Origin of the sequence: Lentzea sp. NPDC004782 (genome assembly GCF_040609115.1) — a bacterium.
GTDB lineage: Bacteria > Actinomycetota > Actinomycetes > Mycobacteriales > Pseudonocardiaceae > Lentzea.
Genome location: NZ_JBEXJN010000002.1, coordinates 119,162 through 137,832, shown reverse-complemented (window position 1 = coordinate 137,832; position 18,671 = coordinate 119,162). Strand labels below are relative to the sequence as shown.

Sequence of the window (18,671 nt, the reverse complement as noted above, 5' to 3'; positions counted from 1 at the left end):
GATTTGATCGAAAAGGTCGCCCGCGGCGCCACCGAGGTGCTCGCGCCGTGGGTCTGGGTGATCTTGCTGCCGTTCGCGGTGGCCGCTGCTTCCGAAGGTCTGTGGAAGACGCTGCTCTGGGGGTTCGTGGTCGCCTTGACGGCGTCCGTCATACCGATGGCCGTCATCGTCCGTGGCGCACGCAAAGGCAAGTGGGACGGCCACCACGTCACGAACCGGGAAGGCCGACTCGTTCCGCTGGTCACGGCCGGTGCCTCGCTGGCCGCCGGCACGGTGATCATGGTTCTGGGCGATGCGCCGCGCAGCATGCTGGCTCTGGCGGGCAGCATGTTCGCCTCGCTGATCGTGAGCATGGCGATCACGTTCGGGCTGAAGTGGAAGATCTCGCTGCACGCCGGGGTGGCGTGGGCCGCCGTGGTGACCATGGCGATCGTCTACGGGCCGTGGATGTTGCTGATCGCGTTGCCGGCAACCCTGGTGGCCTGGTCGCGGGTCGAGCTGGGCGACCACACGACGGCGCAGGTGCTGGCCGGGACGGCGATGGGCGTGCTCGTCGGCGGCGGCAGCTTCTGGCTGCTCAGCCAATCTCTTTGAGGCTGACGATCTTCATCTCGTTGTTGACCGCGGCGATCGCGACCTCGACGGTGATGTTCCGCTTCTGGCCCACGTCCGTGACGAGGGACAGGTCCACGGTGACGACCCAGTTGGGGCCGTCCGAGCGGACGGGCCTGTCCGGCGTCTGCAGGCACCGCACGGAGGTGTAGATCTTCCACCGCTTCTGGAAGTCGGCCAGCGGTTCTCTCGCCCGGTCCGCGAAGTGCGCCCACGCCGCTGTCGGGTTGCCCGGCAGGTCGGCGTAGTGCTGCAGAACGAACGCGAGGGCTTCCTCCGCCGTGAAGTAGCGGGCCTTCTCGCCGACGGGGACGTTGTTCTGGCTGGTCGGCGCGTAGCTGCCACCGGGGTCGGAGTGGTTCCAGTACGCGGCGGCCGCGCCACCGCCGACGGCCAGCAGCCCGATGATCGAGACGATCACCAGGATCCGGCGGTTCGGGGCCTTGAGCCTGCGCGGTCCGGGCACCGGCAACGGCTGGGACGGCTGCGGTGCGGCGGCCAGCAGGTCCGCGGCCTCCTGCGCGCTCGGCCGGTCCTTCGGGTCCACCGCGAGCAGCCGCGTCAGCAACGGGGTGAGCTCACCGGCGTTCTTCGGGTCCCTGAGCTGGCCGCTGGCCGCGCGGTAGATGAGGCCGAAGCTGTTGTCGCTCGGCCCGAAGACCGACTCGCCCTCGACGGCCGTGTAGATGGTGGCACCGAGCGAGAACACGTCGGACGCCTCGCCGGGCTGCTCGCCGCGCGCCACCTCGGGAGCGAGGTACGCGGGGGTGCCCGAGATCATGCCGGTGTCGGTCATCGTGCCGTCGCCGCTGGCCTTCGAGATGCCGAAGTCGGTGATCTTGACCGTGCCGTCGTGGCCGATCAGGACGTTGCCGGGCTTGATGTCGCGGTGGACGATGCCCGCCGCGTGCGCCGCGGCCAGCGCCGAGGCGACGAACCCGCCGATGCGTGCCGCCTGGGCCGGCTTGAGCGGACCGTTCTGGGCGATGAGCGCCGAGAGGCTCTGGGACGGCAGGTACTCCATGACGATCCACGGCTCTTCGTCGTTGTTGCCGACGACGTCGAACACCGCGATCGCGTGCGGGTGGTGCAGCCGGGCGGCGTTGCGGGCCTCGCGCATCGCCCGCTGGTGGTCACCGGTGATGAGCTGCTTGACCGCGACCTCGCGGGCCAGCACCTCGTCCCGTGCCCGCCAGACCACCCCCATCGCCCCGCTGCCGATGCGCTCGAGCAGCGTGTAGCGGCCCCCGATGGTGGTTGTCACACCACGAGACTAATCAATCACCCGGACCCGCATCCCCGGGATCACGGTCACGGGTTGGTGCGAATCGTTCACATCATGCCTACCAGTGGGGACCGTGTCTCGACGTCGCTGCCCACGGCGCCGAACACCGCTGGTGGTCTCCCGCGCCCGTCAGACCACCTCAGGACACGAGAACTAGTCGATCGTCGAGACCAGCTTCTGCAGCTCGCGGTCGAAGTCGATCCACAGGTCCTCTTCGCCCGGCTGCACGACGTCGTAGGAGCTGTCCAGGAACGCCGCCACGTCCTCGGCGACCGCGCTGAGGATGGCGAACCCCGTCGGAGCGTTCAGCTCGACCAGGACGCGCTCGGGGTCGTCGGACGCGGGGCGGACCAGGATGTCGCCCTCACCGGACGGGGTCAGCAGACCGTCGGCCAGCAGGTCACGGGCGAACATCCACTCGACGCGGCCGGTGCCCGTGTGGAACACGATGGCGACCGCGTACGGGTCCTCGGGGTCGTACACCAGCTCGGCCTCGACCGGCGCGGGAGCCGCGCCGGGGGCCAGCAGCTGGAAAGTCGTCCGGGTGGTGACCTTCAGGTTCTCGTTGTTCATGTCGATGTCCTTCCCAGGCTGGTCTCCATGTCCGCTCACAAAGAGGAGACGGCTAACCGGCGGGATAAGGACGCGGTTCGTCTCGGAACCATCCTATTGGGGGAGACGTGCGTCTCACCGTTCAGCGTTTGACCAGGTCGCGCGTCTCGTTTGGTGAGACGTTCCGACCTGCCGCGACCGGCTGCCTGCGGGTCAGCGCGACGCCCAGGAGCACGACGAGCATGCCCGCCACGACCCTTGCGTTGAGCTGCTCGCCGAGGAAGATCGCTCCGAGGAGTACCGAAACCACCGGCAACAGGTAACCGACCGTAGTCGCCGTGGTGGCACCCTCGTCCGCGATGACGCGGTAGTTGAGGATGAACGCGACGCCGGTGCCGAAGACGCCCAGGATCGTCACGGCGGCGATGCCGATCCAGTGCAGGTGCAGCGGCTGCAGGCCGCCGAACGGCAGCGCGAGCACGAGTAGTCCCATCGCGGTGGTCAGCTGCATGGCGGCGAGCTGCGTCGAGGTGGCGCCGGTGTTGACCAGGTGGCGGCCGGCGTAGGTGTAGCCGACGGCGTAGCTCGCGGCGCCCGCGAGGCAGAGCACCGCACCCCAGCTCGCGATGCTGTTGGCCTGCTGCCACGGCGCGAAGATCAGCAGCACGCCCGCGAAGCCGAGCCCGAGACCGAGCATGCGGACCACGTTGCTGACCTTCTCGGTGCCGAGGAAGAGCCCGATGGTCAGCGCGAACAGCGGCGTCGTGGAGTTGAGCACCCCGGAGACGCCCGAGTCGACCGTCTGGCCGCCGATCGCGAAGAGCGTGAACGGGATGGCGCTGCCGAACGCCGCCACGAACAGCATGTGGCCCCAGGTTCCGCGGTCACGGGGCAGCGTCATCTTCGCCGTGGCGAGCACGACGAACAGCACGACCGCTCCGAAGAACGTCCGCACGAGCGAGATCTGCAGGGGCGCGAGACTCCCCAGTGCGAGCTTCATCCAGAGGAAGCTGGATCCCCACAGCAGGGCGAGCACGCCCATCCTGATCAACGTTCCACGCTGGTTCACGGATCAACGATGCGCGCCCGAACCCGTAAACACAATTTAATTGTTGTGTATAACCTTTAAGCAGCGCTGTAAGGTTGGCGCATGCTGGACGTGCGACGCATGCAGGTGCTCAGGGCGGTCGTGACCACGGGTTCCATCACGGCGGCCGCGACGAACCTCGGCTACACCCCGTCCGCGGTGTCGCAGCAGGTCGCCGGCTTGGAGAAGCAGGCGGGCCTGCCGCTGCTGGAGCGGGTGGGCAGGGGCGTCCGGCCCACCGCCGCGGGGAGGCTCCTCACCGAGCACGCCGGCCGCCTGTCCGAGCAGCTCGCCGAGGCCGAGAGCGCCCTGAGCGCGTTGCGCAACGGCTGCGCCGGCACTCTGCGCGTCCGCTACTTCGCCACGGCCGGTGCCGCGCTGGTGCCGCCCGCAGTGGCCGCCTTCCGCGCCGAACGTCCCGGCGTCGAGCTCGACCTGAAGCTCACCGAGCCCACCGACCCGTTCGAGGAGCTCGCCGCAGGCCGCGCCGACGTCGCCATCACCGTCCTGGAACCGGACCAGCCCGCCCCCGAAGGCGTGGTCGCGCGCCACCTGCTCGCCGATCCGTTCTTCGCCGTCCTGCCCCGCGGTCACGCGCTGTCGCGCAAGCGCGTGATCGACCTCGGTGAGCTGGCCGACGAGCCGTGGATCAGCGCGGACTGCGGGTCCACGTGGCCGTGCAAGGACCTGGTGTCGAACGCGTGCGCGGGCGCGGGATTCGCCCCGAAGATCGCCGTGGAAAGCGACGACTACGCGACCGCACAGGGTTTCGTGGTGGCAGGGCTCGGCATCACGCTCATTCCGCGGCTCGGCCTCGGATATGCGCACCCCGGCGTGGTGCTGCGCAAGGTGCGAAATCCCGAACCGGTGCGGCACATTCACGTCGTGTACCGCGAAGAGGCCGCGTGGAACCCCGCCGTGCTGGCGCTGGCGGAAGAGCTGGAGAAAGCCGCACGGGCCGGCTGAGCTATGCCCCGCCGAGCGGTTTGTCGTAGCTCAAAAGGAAGTTCGGCGACCGCCACTCCAGCGAGACCTGGCGCTGGATCGACGACTTCGTCCCGTCCTTCTTCGTGACGTCCAACGAGACCACGAAGTAATAGGGCTGCCGTTCCTCGACGCCGGTGACCTTGACCTGCTTGACGCCGCTCCAGAAGCTCTTGAACCCGTCGTACCCGCCGGGGTACTGGCCCTGGAAGGCGGCGTTGCCCATCTGCCACGCCTCGTCCGGCTTGCCGGGCGCCGTCTGGAAGTAGTCCTCCAGCAGTGCCCGCTTGTCTTCGTCGCTCGGCGTGTCGGTCCACTGGCCGGCCTTGCCCGACGACTTGGAGGGCGTCGACGGCTTGGTGCTCTCCTGCGTCTGCTGGACCTGCGTGTTGCCGCCGGCGTTGTTGTCGGAGCCGTTGTCCTTCTTGTTCGAGATCATGCTCGCGAACATGATGCCGATCACCGCCGCCGCCACGATCGCGAGTGCGGTGAAGATGGTCGACTTCTTGCTCTTCGCCACCGAGGACAGCGGCGTGGGTTTCGGGCGCTGCGAGTACTGGGGTGCCGCGGCCGGACGGTGGTTCGAGGGCGGCTGCTGCGTCGGCAGGGCGCGTGGCGGCGTGTGCACGTCGACGCGCGTGGCAGCGGGAGGCGGCGGCACCTGCGGCGTGAGGGCGCGCGTGGCGGCCTGCTGTTGCGGTTGCTGCTGAACCGGGGCGCCGCGCCACGACGGCGGGTGCGTCGGGGCGACGACGGCGGGAGTGAAGGCGGCGGCCTGGCCGTTCGCGACGGCCGCGAGGGCGTCACGGGCCTCGGCCATGGTCGGGCGGTCTTCCGGCTCCGCGCGCAGCAGGCGCATCAGCAGCGCGGTCAGCGGGCCCGCGTTGCGCGGCGGGTTGACCTTGCCGGACGCGACCTTGTGCAGCAGCGCGATGGTGTTCTCGCTCAGGCCGAACGGCGGTTCGCCCTCGATCGCGGCGTACAGCGTGGAGCCCAGGGAGAACACGTCGGACGGCGAACCGGGGTCGTAGCCCTTGGCCACCTCGGGGGCGAGGTACGCGGGAGTGCCGGCGAGCATGCCCGTGGCGGTGACGGTGACGTCACCGGTCGCGCGGGAGATGCCGAAGTCGGTGATCTTGACGGTGCCGTCGTCGCCGAGCAGCACGTTGCCGGGCTTGATGTCGCGGTGCACGATGCCCGCGTTGTGCGCGGCGGCCAGTGCGGAGGCGACCTGCATGCCGATCGACGCCACGTCGCGCGGCGGGAGCGTGCCGCGTTCGGACAGGACCGCCGAGAGGCTCTTGGACGGCAGGTACTCCATCACGAGCCACGGCTGGCCGTCGTCCTCGGCGACGTCGTAGACGGCGACCGCGTGCGGGTGCTGAAGCCGCGCCGCGATGCGGCCCTCCCGCATCGCCCGTCTCTTCGCCTCGTCCGTGTCGGCTTCGGCGAGTCCGGGCTGCAAGAGCAGTTGCTTGACCGCGACGGTGCGGTGAAGACGTTCGTCGTGTGCCGTCCAGACGACGCCCATGGCGCCACTACCGATGCGCTGGCTCAATCGGTAGCGACCAGCGACCAATCGGCCATCGTCGGTCACAGTTGCTCCCCGCTGTGCGGTCAATTGCTCTCTGTTCAACGGCTCATCACACCTACGGGTTCAGATCACCCATCGGTGCGGGTACCCACCTTACGAGATTTCTACGACGTAACGGCGATTAGGTCGTTTGCTTGACGGCCGTCGTCGTAGTGGTCGTCGTCGTGCTCGACGGCGGCGGCGGAGTCGTGGTCGTAGTGGTCGTCGTAGTCGTCGTTGTGGTGGTCGTAGTTGTAGTCGTCGTAGTGGTAGACGTCGTTTCGCGCGTCGTCGTTGCCTCGGGGGTGGTCGTCGTCACCTCGGTGCTCGGCGTCGTGGTCGGCACCACGGCCGAGGACGACACCGGCGGCGCGGAAGGCGTCTGACGGTCCTTGTCGAACACGCCCAATGCGACCAGCAGACCGCCGATGACCAGCAACAACGCCAGAACGACCGCGGCGATCACCAACGGCCGGTTGTCCTGCTGGCCGTTCGCGGGCACCATCGGCGGCGCCGTGCGCGGAGGCGCGGTGGGCCGCGCCACCGGACGGACCACGCGGGTCCGGTCGGGTTCGATCATCGCCGTCGGCTCGGGTCCCGCGGGTACGGGAAGCCCGCTGAACGACGGCGACCTGCCGTGCGCGACGGCGTTGAGCAGCTCGCGCGCCTGCGACATCGTCGGCCGGTCGGCCGGCTCGTAGTTCAGCAGGTACAGCAGCGTGTCGGCGAGCGGGTGGTCGACGGTCGGCGGGTTGATCCGCCCGGCCGCGACGGCGTGCAGAACACCGAGAGTGTTGTCGCTCACTCCATAGGGCGGTTCGCCCTCCATCGCGGCGAACAGCGTCGAACCGAGCGAGTAGACGTCGGAGGCCGCCGTCGGGTCCTGGCCCCGCGCGATCTCCGGCGCGAGGTACGCGGGCGTGCCGGCGATCAGGCCGGTCTTGGTGACCGTGATGTCGTCGGAGGCCCGCGAGATGCCGAAGTCGGTGATCTTGACGACGCCGTTCTCGGCGATCAGCACGTTGCCGGGCTTGATGTCGCGGTGCACGATGCCCGCCGCGTGGGCCGCGGCCAGTGCCGCCGCGCACTGGGCACCGATGTGGGCGACCTCGATCGGGTCCATCGGGCCGCCCTCGGCCAGGGCGTCGGCGAGGCTGTAGGACGGCAGGTACTCCATGACCAGGCACGGGACGCCGTCTTCCTCGACGACGTCGTACACGGCGATGGCGTTCGGGTGGTGCAGCTTGGCGGCGATGCGGCCCTCGCGCATGGCGCGCTGGATGGCCTCGTCCTGCTCGGCCTCGTCCAGGCCGGGGGCCAGGAGCAGCTGCTTGATGGCCACCTCGCGGCCGAGGCGTTCGTCGTGGGCACGCCAGACGATGCCCATCGCGCCGGAGCCGATGCGGTCGAGGAAGCGGTAGCGGTCGGCGATCAGACGGCCGTCCGAGGTGTCGGACGTCGTCACAAGACCACCTCTGGGGTGCAACACAGCGAGACTGCGGCTGCGGCAGCAGATCCCACGCTCGTGCTCCTCGTGCGGTAGTCAGCGGTCGTCCGGAATGCCCGCACAGGGTACCCCTGTCGTGGGCAGCTGCTGAGCTACCGGGTTGTGCGTCACTTCACGGGCGCGAAGAAGTCGAACCCTCCGACGGTGTCACCGACGGTGTTGAGGACCGGGTCGAGAAGGCCGAGGTTCACGCTGACGTCCACCGGGTTGGACTGCGTGGGCAGCGGGTTCTTCGTGCTGGGCGCGGTGCTGCTGCTCGGCGCGGTGGTGGACGAGCTCGCCGGCGGCGGCGGGGGCGGAGTCGTCGTGCTGCTCGACGGCGGCGTGCTCGACTGGCTCGTCTGCGAAGACGGGGACGGCGTGCTCGCCGACGGCGTCGCGGAGGAGGAGGTGGGCTGCTGCGTCGGCTGCTGCGTCTGCGGCGCCGGGCGCTGCGGCTGCTGGGTCTGGACGTACGGGGCGACGCGCGTCTGCGTCTGCTGCGTCGTCGGGTCGGCCGACTGGGTCTCGGTGGTGTCTTCCTGCTGCGTCTTGTTCGACGGCAGCTTCACGACGCCCTCGGTGCCGGCGCTCGCGCCGCGGGCCTGGGCGCGCTCGTCGAACCGCACCTCGGCGAGCGGGCGCTCGTTCGGCGAGGACAGCCAGGAGGAGGCGGCGAAGGCCACCGAACCGCAGAGGACCACGCCACCGCTGGCCGCGACGGCCAGCTTGCCGACGGTGAAACCGCTGCGCTGCGTGTCGTCGGCGCGGCCCTCACGGCGCAGCAGCTCCGTGATGTGCAGCTCCTTCATGGGCTGCTTTCTCGGCTTGCTGCCCGGTGCCTTGACCGGCTTGAACTTGACCGTCGGCTCGAACGCCTCGGGGGTGATGTCGTCGGTGATCACCGGGATCTCCACGGTTTCCGCCTCGCGGCGGGCGATCAGCTCGGCGACGGACAGCTGGCCGGTCGACTCCGCGGACCCGTTCAGCCGCCGACGATGGTCCTCAATCGACACCGCTCGTTCACCCTTCCAAGTTCGCTGCTGCGCACTGGCGGGAACATGGATACCGAATCGTGACCCGAGATGTAACCCCTTCGGGGGAATTTTCACGTCGGAAACTAGGTTTTCGCGACGAGCGGTCACCGTTCGACTGCGAACGGCGAGACCGGTTGGGTGCGGCCTAACTCCTCTGCGCCGAAAGGACCTCGGTGCCGACGATCCGCGGCTGGGTCGTGTCGGTGAGCCGGAAGAGCTGTTCGATGCGCAGCCAGCTGCCGTCCAGCTCCTGCATCGAGACGACCGCGAGCACCGAACCGTCCGGCCGGACGGAGGTCTGGTCGACGTTGACCGTCTTGATGATCGACCAGGACCGGACGAACTCGTCGGCGTTCGCGCCGACGAGGTCCGGAGACAGCAGCTTGGCCGCCGAGCCGGGCTTGGTGGTGAGCAGCTCGTAGAACCGCTTCACCACGTCCACCTGCGGCTGGGGGCCGATCGAGACCTCGGGCGTGGTCGGTTCCGGCGTCTCCAGCAGCAACGCGGACGGCTGGGGCAGCGGGGTGTCGGCCGCCGTCTGCCGAGGCTTGTTCTCGTTCGGCAGCTGGGCCGACAGGACGTCGGGGCGCAACGCGCTCGCGCCGGACAACGCGATGGGGCGTTCGGTGGCGGGGACGCCGGTGTTCGCCGGCCGCTTGCCGGCCAGGACCGCGGCGCCCGCGACGGCGGAGACCAGCACGATCGCGCCGGTCAGCAACCCGGCGGCCTTGGCCAGGCGGTTCCTCCGCAGGCGACGGCGGCGGCCGGAGACGACCGGGATCACGGCCGTGGTCGCGGCCATGTTCTCGGTGGGACCGAGCAGCGAGGTGACGAGAGCGTCGGTGGCGGCTTCCTCGTTCGACGGGATGCGCATCGGGCTGGGCTGCTGGTTGATCAGCTCTGCCACGCTGATCGAGCCGGCGCGGGTGTGCCTCCGCCCGGTCGTCGCGGGACGCTGCACTGGCCTGGTCCTCCGTACTGTCCGTGGTCACCAGAAGACGTACCGTGGCTACCGGTGATGACGCCAGCATCTGGACGGACTTCAGCCGTTCGTGGCGTTCGGCGGTGCTCGGATTCGCTTGATGGTGCTACTTACTACGGTCGGTAACTCGGGCTGCGACCTTTAGCCACCTTCGGGTTTTCAGCCGCCGAGCTTCAACCGTTCACCGTTGATCAACGGCAGGTCGCCGAGCGTGAAGCTCAGCTCGCGCTTCTCCGTGCTGACCGAGCCGTCCTTCTTCGTCACCTGCAGCAGGCTGACGGTGAGGCCCTTGCTCGGGTCGACCGCGATCTCCTTGACCTCGATCAGCGAGATGTCCGCGAGCCTGCCCTCCAGCAGCGCACCGGCGTTCGACCGCACGGTGTCCGTGGTCATGGAGAGCGCGGTGTCGGCGTTGGTCGCCATCTCGCGGTAGAAGCGCTCGGTCTGCTGGGCGATCTTCGTGCCGTCGACGACCGGGGCCTGCGTGACCGGCACCGTCGTGATCACGGGCGGTGCGGACCCGCTCGGCTTGGTGGTGGTGGCCTGCCCCTGACCGCTGGTGCCCGGCGCGCTGGACCCCGCGCCCGGCACGGGAGCGCCCTGGCCGGTGTTCGCGGCGGACGGCCTCGTGCCGCCCGTGGCCGACGGGCTGGTGCCGCCGGTGGGCAGCGCGGAGATCAGCGGGACGTCCGACGGGTAGCCGGGCAGGCCGACCGTCTCGACCGCGCCGCCACCGCCGACCAGCTTGGCCGCGGCGAAGCTCAGGCCGACCAGCACGAGCACCGACGAGATGACGGCGAACCAGGCCGCGCGCTTCCAGGTGCGCGGCGGCGTGACCGAGGCGGGCACCAGGCCGATGTTGAACTTCCGCAGTCCGTCGGTGTCCTGCAGCGGGTCGATCCGGCGGCGGCGGGGCAGCGGGATGCGGTCGCCCCCGACGACCGGGCGCGACTGTTGATGTGGCTGCGCGACACCGTCGTCGACACGATGTTTGCCCGGCAGTTCGTCCATCCCGACACCCCTCTGCGACGCAGTCAGGGTAGGGCCGTCCGGAGGTACCGAACCAACCAAAAGGGGGCGTTCAGGACGAGTGACACACGATTGTGTGGTTTTCCTAGCGAGGAGGCAGTTGCGCTTGACCGCTGTTCAGCTGCTTGTGCGTCTTCTGCACGCCGTTGATGGCGGCCAGACCGCTGCCGCCCGCGATCAGCGCGCCGATCACGTCGGCGGCGGTGCTGTCGCCGTTGGTGATCAACAGGCCGATCACCGCGCCCGCGGTCGTGATGATGGCGGTCCTCCAGCGGGACCGGACGAACTGCGAGACCGGTGCGCCGGCCAGGCCCTTCTTGTTCGCGGCCGAACCGAGCAAGGCCAGGTACGCGTCATGCGCCAAGGCGGCGAGCAGGCCTGCGATGGCGATCAGTGCGGCGATGATGCCCATGCGTCCAGTGTGCCCCCAGAATTTTTCGGTGGACCATCCGTGATCGCCCTGATATCCGGTTCGGGTGGACATGTTCTGGCACGACGACTGCCTCGAGCACGACGCCGGCGAGGGCCTGTGGGAGCTGCCGGGCTCCTGGCCGTGGCTCGACGTCGCCGAACCGCACCCGGAGAACGCCGCGCGGCTGCGCACGTTCCGGCACGCGCTGACGCACGGTCCGGTGTCCTCGCACTTGAAGTGGCACGAGGGACGTCATGCGTCCGTTGAGGAGCTTCTGCGCGTGCACACGGCCGGATACCTGGATTCGTTGCGGGTGTCCACGCGTGTGGCGCTGGAAGTGAACACGATCGTGGGCCCCGAGACGTGGCGTGCGGCGTGCGCGGCGGCGGGAACCTCGTTGGCCGCACTGGAGTCCGGCGCGCCACTGGCCTACGCGCTCGTACGTCCGCCCGGTCACCACGCGCAGCCGGACCTGGCGGACGGCTACTGCTTCGTGAACAACGCGGCGCTGGTCGCGGAAACCGCGCGACGGCAAGGAATGCGGGTCGCCGTGCTGGACTGGGACGTGCACCACGGCAACGGCACTCAGGAGGTGTTCTACGACCGTACGGACGTGCTGACCATCTCGGTGCACCTGCGGCACGGCTCGTGGGGCACCAACCACCCGCAGACCGGTGCGCCGTCGGAGGTGGGCGCCAACGGTCGGAACGTGAACATCGAGCTGTCACTGGGCGCGGGCGACACGGCGTACTTGCGCGCGTTGGACGAGATCGCCTTCCCACTGCTGCGCGAGTTCGCGCCGGACCTGCTGGTGTGCGCGTCCGGATTCGACGGTTCCGCGTTCGACCCCAACGGCCGCCACAACCTGACCGCGGCCGGTTACCGCGAGATCGGGCGACGGGTGGCGTCGTTCGGCCCGCGGGTCGTGCTCACGCAGGAGGGCGGCTATCTGCGCGGTTACTCCGCACTGTGCCTGCACGCGCTGGTGGAGGGGCTGCTGCGGCTGCCGGAACCGTTGCTCGAAGATCCGCTGGCCTACGTGCCGGACGACACCCAGCTCGTGGACGCGGACTTCGCTCACGTTCGCGCGGCCCTGGAGCCTTTTTGGCCCGGCGTGCTGTGACGCCGGGCCCATGGCCCCGCCTACCTGCCGAGCGGGCCGCGGCCCATCTTGAGCAGGATCAGCGCGAGGTCCTTGCCCTCCGGGCCGAGCGGCCGGTAGCGGTTGAGGACGTCGATCTCGCGGTTGTGCACGATCTTGGTGCCGCCGGCGGCCATGCGGGCGGCACCGATGATCTTGGAGACCTCGACGCGGCGTTGCACGAGGCGCAGTATCTCGGCGTCCAGGTGGTCGATCTCCTGGCGCAGCTCGTTGATGTCCGGCTCGGTGGTGGTGTCCATCTTTTCGACGACCTCTCGACTCTGCGAGTCCTTGGCCCGGAAGCGACGAAGCCCCGGGGTCCGAGGACTCCGGGGCTTCGTGGTGGCTTGTTGAGCGCTAGACGACCACGGGAGCCGGAGTCCGGATCCCGTAGAAAAACTCGAAGAACGTCGCGCGCACGTACCTAGTCTGCCACAGACCGCGCATTTAGGCTGCCGGGTGTCTCACACCGTGACACCGGGAGTCGTCTTGAAGTACGTGTTGGGAGCGGCTGCTGCCCTCGTGCTGGCCGCCACTGCTGCTCCTGCGGCCATCGCGGGCTCCGGCTGGGCCGGGGTCGAGCTGAACACCGTCAGCGGCTGGTACCCGCTGCAGCCGAACGGCCGCTGGTACATCCGGGGCGGCATGCCCGGTTCGTTCAGCGTCGACGTGACCAACCGGTCGGACCACGACGTCAGCGACCTGTACCTGCGCATCTCGTTCCCGCCGAGCAAGCTCGAGGTCGTCGGCTACGAGGGCGACCACTGGGACTGCTGGGACGTCGAGGGCGGCCCCGGCGTCGAGGGCGTGCACTGCAGGACCGCCGGCTTCCTGGCCGGGCCCGGCAAGAGCTTCCCGACGCTCCTGGTCCGCACGATGGGCCGCGAGCACCACACCGACACCCTCGACGTCTACGCCGAGACCGCCGGTGAGGTCGACGCCCACGCCGGAGTTCCGTACAGCGTCGACCTGAGCACCTGATCGAACCCGCTCGTCGAACACATGGTCGGGCGGTACGGGTTTTGTCGGTGCCGCCCGGTACCGTGGATGGACGATGAGCGCCTTGTTCGACTTGCCCTCAAGTCCCCCCGTTTCCCGCGCGGGCCACCTGCTCGACGACCTGAACCCCGCGCAGCGCCGTGCCGTCGAGCACGCCGGTTCGCCGCTGCTCGTGGTGGCGGGCGCCGGCTCCGGCAAGACGCGCGTCCTCACCCGGCGGATCGCGTACCTGCTCGCGGAACGCGACGTGCACCCCGGCCAGATCATGGCCATCACGTTCACGAACAAGGCCGCCGCGGAGATGAAGGAGCGCGTCGCCGACATGGTGGGCGCCCGCGCCCGCTCGATGTGGGTGTCGACGTTCCACTCGATGTGCGTCCGCGTCATGCGCCGCGAGGCGAAGACCCTGGGCATGTCGTCGAACTTCTCGATCTACGACAGCGACGACACGCGCCGCCTCATCACGCTCGTCTCGCGCGACCTCGATCTCGACCCGAAGAAGTACCCGGCCCGCACCCTGGCCGTGCACGTCTCGAACCTGAAGAACGAGCTCGTCGACCCGGAGACCGCCACCGCCCAGGCCACCAACGACCTGGAACGCCGCGTGGCCGAGGTCTACACGGTCTACCAGCGCCGCCTGGGCGAGTCGAACTCGCTCGACTTCGACGACCTCATCATGCGCACGGTCGAGCTCCTGCAGACCTTCCCGGACGTGGCCGAGCACTACCGCCGCCGCTTCCGCCACGTCCTGGTCGACGAGTACCAGGACACCAACCACGCGCAGTACACCCTGGTGCGCGAACTCGTCGGCAGGGCGGGCGGCGAGATCCCCCCGGCGGAGCTGTGCGTGGTCGGCGACGCGGACCAGTCCATCTACGCCTTCCGCGGCGCCACGATCCGCAACATCGTGGAGTTCGAGCGCGACTACCCGGACGCCACCACGATCCTGCTGGAGCAGAACTACCGCTCCACCCAGAACATCCTGACCGCCGCGAACGCGGTCATCTCCCGCAACCCCAACCGCCGCGACAAGACCCTGTGGTCCGACCTCGGCGAGGGCGAGAAGATCGTCGGCTACGTCGCCGACAACGAACACGACGAGGCCGCCTTCGTCGCCAACGAGATCGACCGCCTGGTCGACGGCGGCGAGGTCAACAACTCCGAGATCGCCGTCTTCTACCGCACCAACAACCAGTCGCGCGTTTTCGAGGAGATCTTCATCCGCCTCGGCCTGCCGTACCGGGTGGTCGGCGGCGTCCGCTTCTACGAGCGCCGCGAGGTCCGTGACGCCCTGGCCTACCTGCGCACGCTGGCCAACCCGGAAGACACCGTCTCGCTCCGCAGAATCCTGAACGTCCCGAAGCGAGGCATCGGCGACCGAGCGGAAGCCTGCGTCTCGGCCTACGCGGAACGCGAGCGCATCAGCTTCGCCGCCGCCCTCCGCGAAGCCGTCGACGACCGCGTCCCGATGCTGAACCCGCGCTCCCGCAACGCGATCGCGGGCTTCGTCGAGCTGATGGACCAACTCGGCGAGATGGTCGAGCGCGAGGACGACGTCGCCGACATCCTCGAAGCCGTCCTGGAGAAGACGGGCTACCGGGCCGAGCTCGAAGCGAGCGAGGACCCCCAGGACCACACGAGGATCGAGAACCTCAACGAACTGGTCACCGTGGCCCGTGAGTTCACCGAACTGGAACTCCCGGAAGGCGCGGAGCCGGTCCCGTCCCTCCCCGCGTTCCTGGAACGCGTCTCCCTGGTGGCGGATGCCGACTCGATCCCGGACGCGGAATCCGACGGCGTGGTCACCCTGATGACCGTCCACACGGCCAAGGGCCTCGAATACCCGGTCGTCTTCTGCACGGGTTGGGAAGACGGCGTCTTCCCGCACATGCGAGCCCTGGGCGACCCAGCCGAACTGGCAGAAGAACGCCGCCTCGCCTACGTGGGCATCACCCGAGCCCAGAACCGCCTCTACCTCTCCAGGGCCTTGGTCCGCTCGGCCTGGGGCCAGCCCTCAGCCAACCCGGCCTCCCGCTTCCTCTCCGAAATCCCGCAGGACCTGATCGACTGGCGCCGAGTGGAACCGTCCCGCGCAGCCCCAGCCGCGGCCACGACCTGGGGCCGCTCAGCCTCAGGCGGCATAGCCTCGCGAGGCCTCTCCCGCCCGGCCCCGGGCAAGCCGGGCTGGAAGGACGCCCCAGCCATGAAGCTGGAAGTGGGCGACCGCGTGACCCACGACAAGTACGGCCTGGGGCGAGTGGTGGCAGTGGACGGCGCGGGCCTGCGAGCCACGGCCACCATCGACTTCGGCGGCTCCGGCACGGTCCGCCTGATGCTGATCGGCAGCGTCCCGATGACGAAGCTCTGACCCACCACCCGGAACCCGCCACGCGAGGCGCCCACGCCGAAACCGGAGGCGGGCCCGGGATGGCGGCACGCAAGCGGCGCCCCGCCCGCGAGGCGGGACGCATGGCGAAGTGGGTGGCGCACAACGCAACCGCGGACGATCTGCGGATCCCGCTGCGAACCGGTCCCCCAGAGCCCTCAAACCCCACCTGACCAGCACTTTCACCCAACCCCGAGAAATCTCCCAGAAAGTCAGAAAACCAGCGCAACGAACCCCGACCTCGTACGTCTATGTGGGTGTCGCAAGCAGCACAGCCACGGGCCGTTCGGGGCGATCCGGGCAACGGGAGCCGCCTGCAGACAAGGGGAGCGAAGTGATGGCGGGGGCCGAACTTCGCGGCGAGGTGCGGCCGGACCGAACGGGAGAGCGGTCCGGCCGCACACAACCGCCCGTACTCGCCGGCCATCCCGGCCACTGATCCCGGCCACAGCTCAGCCCAGATCCCGGCCACAGCTCAGCCCAGATCCCGGCCAAGACGTGCTCAGCCCGCGCTGTGCCCAGCGCAAAGCCGGCCGAGGAGCGCAGGCCAGGGCTCAAGCGCCGAAAATTGTCAGACCCACCGAGCATCATCAACCGCGTGAGGACCCAACTCCCCGCGGGAGCGCCAAAAGTGGATCACGTACTGGCCCAGCTGCTGCACGAACGCGTGTTCGCGACCCTGAGCGTCCTGGAGACGGAGAACCGAGCCGAACCCCCGGCCACAGCAAGGCTGACCGCCGCCTGGCGCACCCTGCTGAACCTCCACGAACCAACCGACACCGGCGCCTGCAAGGCCTGCGGCCCGCGGTGGCGCAAACACATGTGCTCAGTCTGGCGAGTGGCAACGGCCTACTTCATGACACCGAACCTCAGCACCCCGCCGTAACCCGAACGCGGCAGCGGAACTCGAACCCCGCTCAAGCCCCGCTGCTGAGCCCGCAGAAGGCGCCAAACCCAACCTGGCACGCGAGGACAGCGCCCGAACGCCCAAACCCCGCGAGAAAGCTACTGAGCCGTAGTTCAGGAAGGATCGAATCAGATCGTGACGCCGCGAGCGTTGAACCACGGCAGCGGGTTGATCTTCTGGCCGGCCGGGTTCCAGATCTCGCAGTGCAGGTGGGGGCCGGTCGAGAAGCCGCGGTTGCCCATGCGGGCGATCTGCTCGCCTGCCTTGACCTGCTGGCCTTCGCGGACGTTGAAGCTGTCGACGTGGCCGTAGACGGAGATGTAGCCGTCGGCGTGCTGCACGCGCACCCAGAGGCCGAAGCCGGAGGCCGGGCCCGCCTCGATGACGACGCCGTCGGCGACGGAGTAGATCGGGGTGCCGATGGGGCCCGCGATGTCGATGCCGAGGTGCATGGTGCCCCAGCGGCCGCCGTAGCCGGAGGTGAACTCGCCGGCGGCGGGACGGACGAACTTCGGGCGGCGCTTCTCGGCCTCTTCGGCCTCGCGCTGGGTGGTGAGCTGCTGGCTGCGGAGCAGCTTCTGGGCTTCGGCCGAGCCTTCGGAGGTGGTCTTGGAGACCGCGAGGATCTGCGGAGCGCCGACGGTGTCGCCACCCTGGCCGGTGAACGCCGCGGCGCCGTCGGCGTGGTTCGCGAGCTGGACGTCCTTGCTGTCCTTCGCGCCGGCCTGCAGGGCCTGGCCCGCGCCTGCGGCGGCGAACGCGCCTACTGCGACGGCGGCGACGACGATGCGTCCGCGGAGCGCCGACGGTGGCGGGGGGAGCCGGTGGGAGCTGATGGTGCGCGTGGAGGCACGGTCGACTGCCTCGTCGAGCGCAGCACTGCGTTCATGGCCGCCGGGGGAGCGGTGGTGACTCAAAGCTTGCCCTTCCGCCTTCGGGGAGCCTGATCGGTGGACTGCCGGGCGGGGGATTCCCGGTGAGCCAGATTTCGGGGTTCTGACTCGGTGTCCTTCTGTGATCAGACCGTGACAACGGACCGGGGGACAGTAACGGCGGGGAGCCTCAGAGGGCAAACCCCAGTTCGTTATGTCGCCCGAAGAGGCGGCAACCAGGAGGTTTCAACTGTCAACTGTGACCGTCGGTCACTTCGGGCGGTCGACACGCCTCGCCGCCAGCGGCGATGGGGTGACTCAAAGAGTCGTCCGATCGAGTGATGGCCGTCACAACTACGTGAAGAGTCCTCGTGTCAACCGGCAAAGAAAGGTGACCTGAATCACGTATCTGGTGCTCCTCGACGAGTAATGAGGAGTGCTCCAGCCGGGCGTTGCGCTGCGGCACGATGATCTGATCCATCTCCGACCACACCACGACGAAGCGCGTGCGGCACGGGCGGCAGGGTTCTTCGAGCTCCGACAGCAGCTCCGACCCCGGACGCAGCTGCCGGGTCAACGGCGTCGGCAGCAGGTACGAGAGCAAGGTGCCGCGGTGTGGCGTCCCCAGGGTCACGAGCGTGCGAACGCGTGCGTCGCCGTGCAGCCGTTGCACGTAATACCTGGCGATGAGGCCACCGAGCGAATGGCCGACGACGTGCACCTGATCGGCGCCGGTCTGCTCGCAGATCCGCTCGATGTGCGCACCGAGCAGGGCGGCCGAGCGGCGGACGTCCCCCGTCAACGCCGTCAGCACGCTGTAGTTGATGGCGTGCACCACCCCGAAGCCCCGCCTCCGCAGCGCCCCCGACAGCACCGCGAAGGCGGAGCGGTTGTCCCCGATGCCGTGCACCAACACGATCGGGGTGCCCGCCGCGTCCATCGCCGAAACCATCAGCCCGCGCTGCAGGGGTGACAGGCCGTCGGTGCGGTAGTGCCGGAACTGGCCGTCCTGGCGCAGCTGCTCGGTGATCGCGCCCCACGGGTAGAGCACCGCGTGGGCTGTCAGCCAAGCCGCTTCCATCGCGACTCCACGCAGACCGCCAGGCGTGGCCATGGCGCGCAACGCGACCTTCACCTCTTCTGCGACATCGCGCGCGGTGTGCACACCCCACCCGGCACGATCGAGGACGGCGTCAGTCAGACGCGTCACCCACGACCGGCTGTTATCGCTCACATGAGCGACGGTAAGTGATGAAGTCACCGGCTAGGAGTACCCGGCGCGTCTTTTCCACATGCGAACGAACTTCGTCTCATTACGTCCAACACG

Annotated in this window: 17 protein-coding genes and 1 pseudogene; 6 read left to right on the top strand and 12 right to left on the bottom strand. The window is 69.1% G+C overall.

Going from position 1 to position 18,671, the window contains the following annotated elements; genetic code table 11:
* Positions 1 to 3: 3 nt before the first annotated feature.
* Positions 4 to 594 carry a hypothetical protein gene (locus tag ABZV40_RS02330; protein ID WP_355434507.1) on the top strand — a complete coding sequence of 197 codons (591 nt, stop codon included), beginning with the start codon at positions 4 to 6 and terminating at the stop codon, positions 592 to 594.
* On the opposite strand, the gene ABZV40_RS02325 is transcribed toward ABZV40_RS02330, so the two are convergent.
* The 3 genes from ABZV40_RS02325 to ABZV40_RS02315 all read right to left on the bottom strand — a co-directional run bounded on the left by ABZV40_RS02325 (position 578) and on the right by ABZV40_RS02315 (position 3,518).
* A complete protein-coding gene (locus ABZV40_RS02325) occupies positions 578 to 1,876 on the bottom strand; it encodes a serine/threonine-protein kinase (RefSeq protein WP_355434504.1) in 1,299 nt (432 codons plus the stop codon). The genes ABZV40_RS02330 and ABZV40_RS02325 overlap by 17 nt on opposite strands.
* A 174-nt stretch (positions 1,877 to 2,050) precedes the next feature.
* Positions 2,051 to 2,470: an SsgA family sporulation/cell division regulator gene (locus ABZV40_RS02320; protein WP_355434502.1), complete on the bottom strand. Its 420-nt coding sequence runs from the start codon at positions 2,468 to 2,470 to the stop codon at positions 2,051 to 2,053.
* Between the two features lie 121 nt (positions 2,471 to 2,591).
* Positions 2,592 to 3,518, bottom strand: a complete 927-nt coding sequence (locus ABZV40_RS02315) for an EamA family transporter (protein ID WP_355434500.1) — start codon at positions 3,516 to 3,518, stop codon at positions 2,592 to 2,594.
* A gap of 81 nt (positions 3,519 to 3,599) precedes the next feature.
* On the opposite strand from ABZV40_RS02315, the gene ABZV40_RS02310 reads away from it, so the two are divergent.
* Complete coding sequence (locus ABZV40_RS02310; protein ID WP_355434497.1) at positions 3,600 to 4,502, top strand: LysR family transcriptional regulator; 903 nt, start codon at positions 3,600 to 3,602, stop codon at positions 4,500 to 4,502.
* Between the two features lies 1 nt (position 4,503).
* Here ABZV40_RS02310 and ABZV40_RS02305 read toward each other — a convergent pair whose 3' ends face one another.
* The 6 genes from ABZV40_RS02305 to ABZV40_RS02280 form a co-directional block, all read right to left on the bottom strand.
* Entirely contained in the window at positions 4,504 to 6,117 is a 1,614-nt protein-coding gene (locus ABZV40_RS02305; protein ID WP_355434494.1) for a protein kinase, read from the bottom strand.
* Positions 6,118 to 6,235: 118 nt separating this feature from the next.
* A complete protein-coding gene (locus tag ABZV40_RS02300) occupies positions 6,236 to 7,558 on the bottom strand; it encodes a serine/threonine-protein kinase (RefSeq protein WP_355434491.1) in 1,323 nt (440 codons plus the stop codon).
* 149 nt (positions 7,559 to 7,707) lie between these two features.
* A complete protein-coding gene (locus ABZV40_RS02295) occupies positions 7,708 to 8,595 on the bottom strand; it encodes a hypothetical protein (protein WP_355434487.1) in 888 nt (295 codons plus the stop codon).
* Positions 8,596 to 8,761: 166 nt separating this feature from the next.
* The gene (locus ABZV40_RS02290; protein WP_355434484.1) at positions 8,762 to 9,577 is read right to left on the bottom strand and encodes a hypothetical protein; all 816 of its coding nucleotides are present in this window, start codon (positions 9,575 to 9,577) and stop codon (positions 8,762 to 8,764) included.
* A 180-nt stretch (positions 9,578 to 9,757) separates the two neighbouring features.
* Positions 9,758 to 10,609: a hypothetical protein gene (locus ABZV40_RS02285; protein WP_355434481.1), complete on the bottom strand. Its 852-nt coding sequence runs from the start codon at positions 10,607 to 10,609 to the stop codon at positions 9,758 to 9,760.
* A 103-nt stretch (positions 10,610 to 10,712) separates the two neighbouring features.
* Positions 10,713 to 11,039, bottom strand: coding sequence for a hypothetical protein (locus ABZV40_RS02280; RefSeq protein WP_355434478.1), 327 nt, complete (start codon positions 11,037 to 11,039; stop codon positions 10,713 to 10,715).
* Between the two features lie 70 nt (positions 11,040 to 11,109).
* Here ABZV40_RS02280 and ABZV40_RS02275 point away from each other — a divergent pair, with 70 nt between their 5' ends.
* The gene (locus ABZV40_RS02275; RefSeq protein WP_355434973.1) at positions 11,110 to 12,162 is read left to right on the top strand and encodes a histone deacetylase; all 1,053 of its coding nucleotides are present in this window, start codon (positions 11,110 to 11,112) and stop codon (positions 12,160 to 12,162) included.
* 20 nt (positions 12,163 to 12,182) lie between these two features.
* On the opposite strand, the pseudogene ABZV40_RS02270 reads toward ABZV40_RS02275, so the two are convergent.
* Positions 12,183 to 12,455, bottom strand: a pseudogene (locus ABZV40_RS02270) (chorismate mutase); the annotation flags it as partial.
* A gap of 214 nt (positions 12,456 to 12,669) precedes the next feature.
* Between ABZV40_RS02270 and ABZV40_RS02265 the strand changes: the two are divergent.
* The 3 genes from ABZV40_RS02265 to ABZV40_RS02255 all read left to right on the top strand — a co-directional run bounded on the left by ABZV40_RS02265 (position 12,670) and on the right by ABZV40_RS02255 (position 16,451).
* The gene (locus ABZV40_RS02265; protein WP_355434475.1) at positions 12,670 to 13,161 is read left to right on the top strand and encodes a hypothetical protein; all 492 of its coding nucleotides are present in this window, start codon (positions 12,670 to 12,672) and stop codon (positions 13,159 to 13,161) included.
* Positions 13,162 to 13,234: 73 nt separating this feature from the next.
* A complete protein-coding gene (gene pcrA, locus ABZV40_RS02260) occupies positions 13,235 to 15,547 on the top strand; it encodes a DNA helicase PcrA (protein ID WP_355434472.1) in 2,313 nt (770 codons plus the stop codon).
* A gap of 649 nt (positions 15,548 to 16,196) precedes the next feature.
* Positions 16,197 to 16,451, top strand: a complete 255-nt coding sequence (locus tag ABZV40_RS02255) for a hypothetical protein (RefSeq protein WP_355434469.1) — start codon at positions 16,197 to 16,199, stop codon at positions 16,449 to 16,451.
* 149 nt (positions 16,452 to 16,600) lie between these two features.
* On the opposite strand, the gene ABZV40_RS02250 is transcribed toward ABZV40_RS02255, so the two are convergent.
* A complete protein-coding gene (locus ABZV40_RS02250; protein WP_355434466.1) occupies positions 16,601 to 17,389 on the bottom strand; it encodes a M23 family metallopeptidase in 789 nt (262 codons plus the stop codon).
* 208 nt (positions 17,390 to 17,597) lie between these two features.
* Positions 17,598 to 18,578, bottom strand: a complete 981-nt coding sequence (locus ABZV40_RS02245; RefSeq protein ID WP_355434464.1) for an alpha/beta fold hydrolase — start codon at positions 18,576 to 18,578, stop codon at positions 17,598 to 17,600.
* Between the last annotated feature and the right edge of the window lie 93 nt (positions 18,579 to 18,671).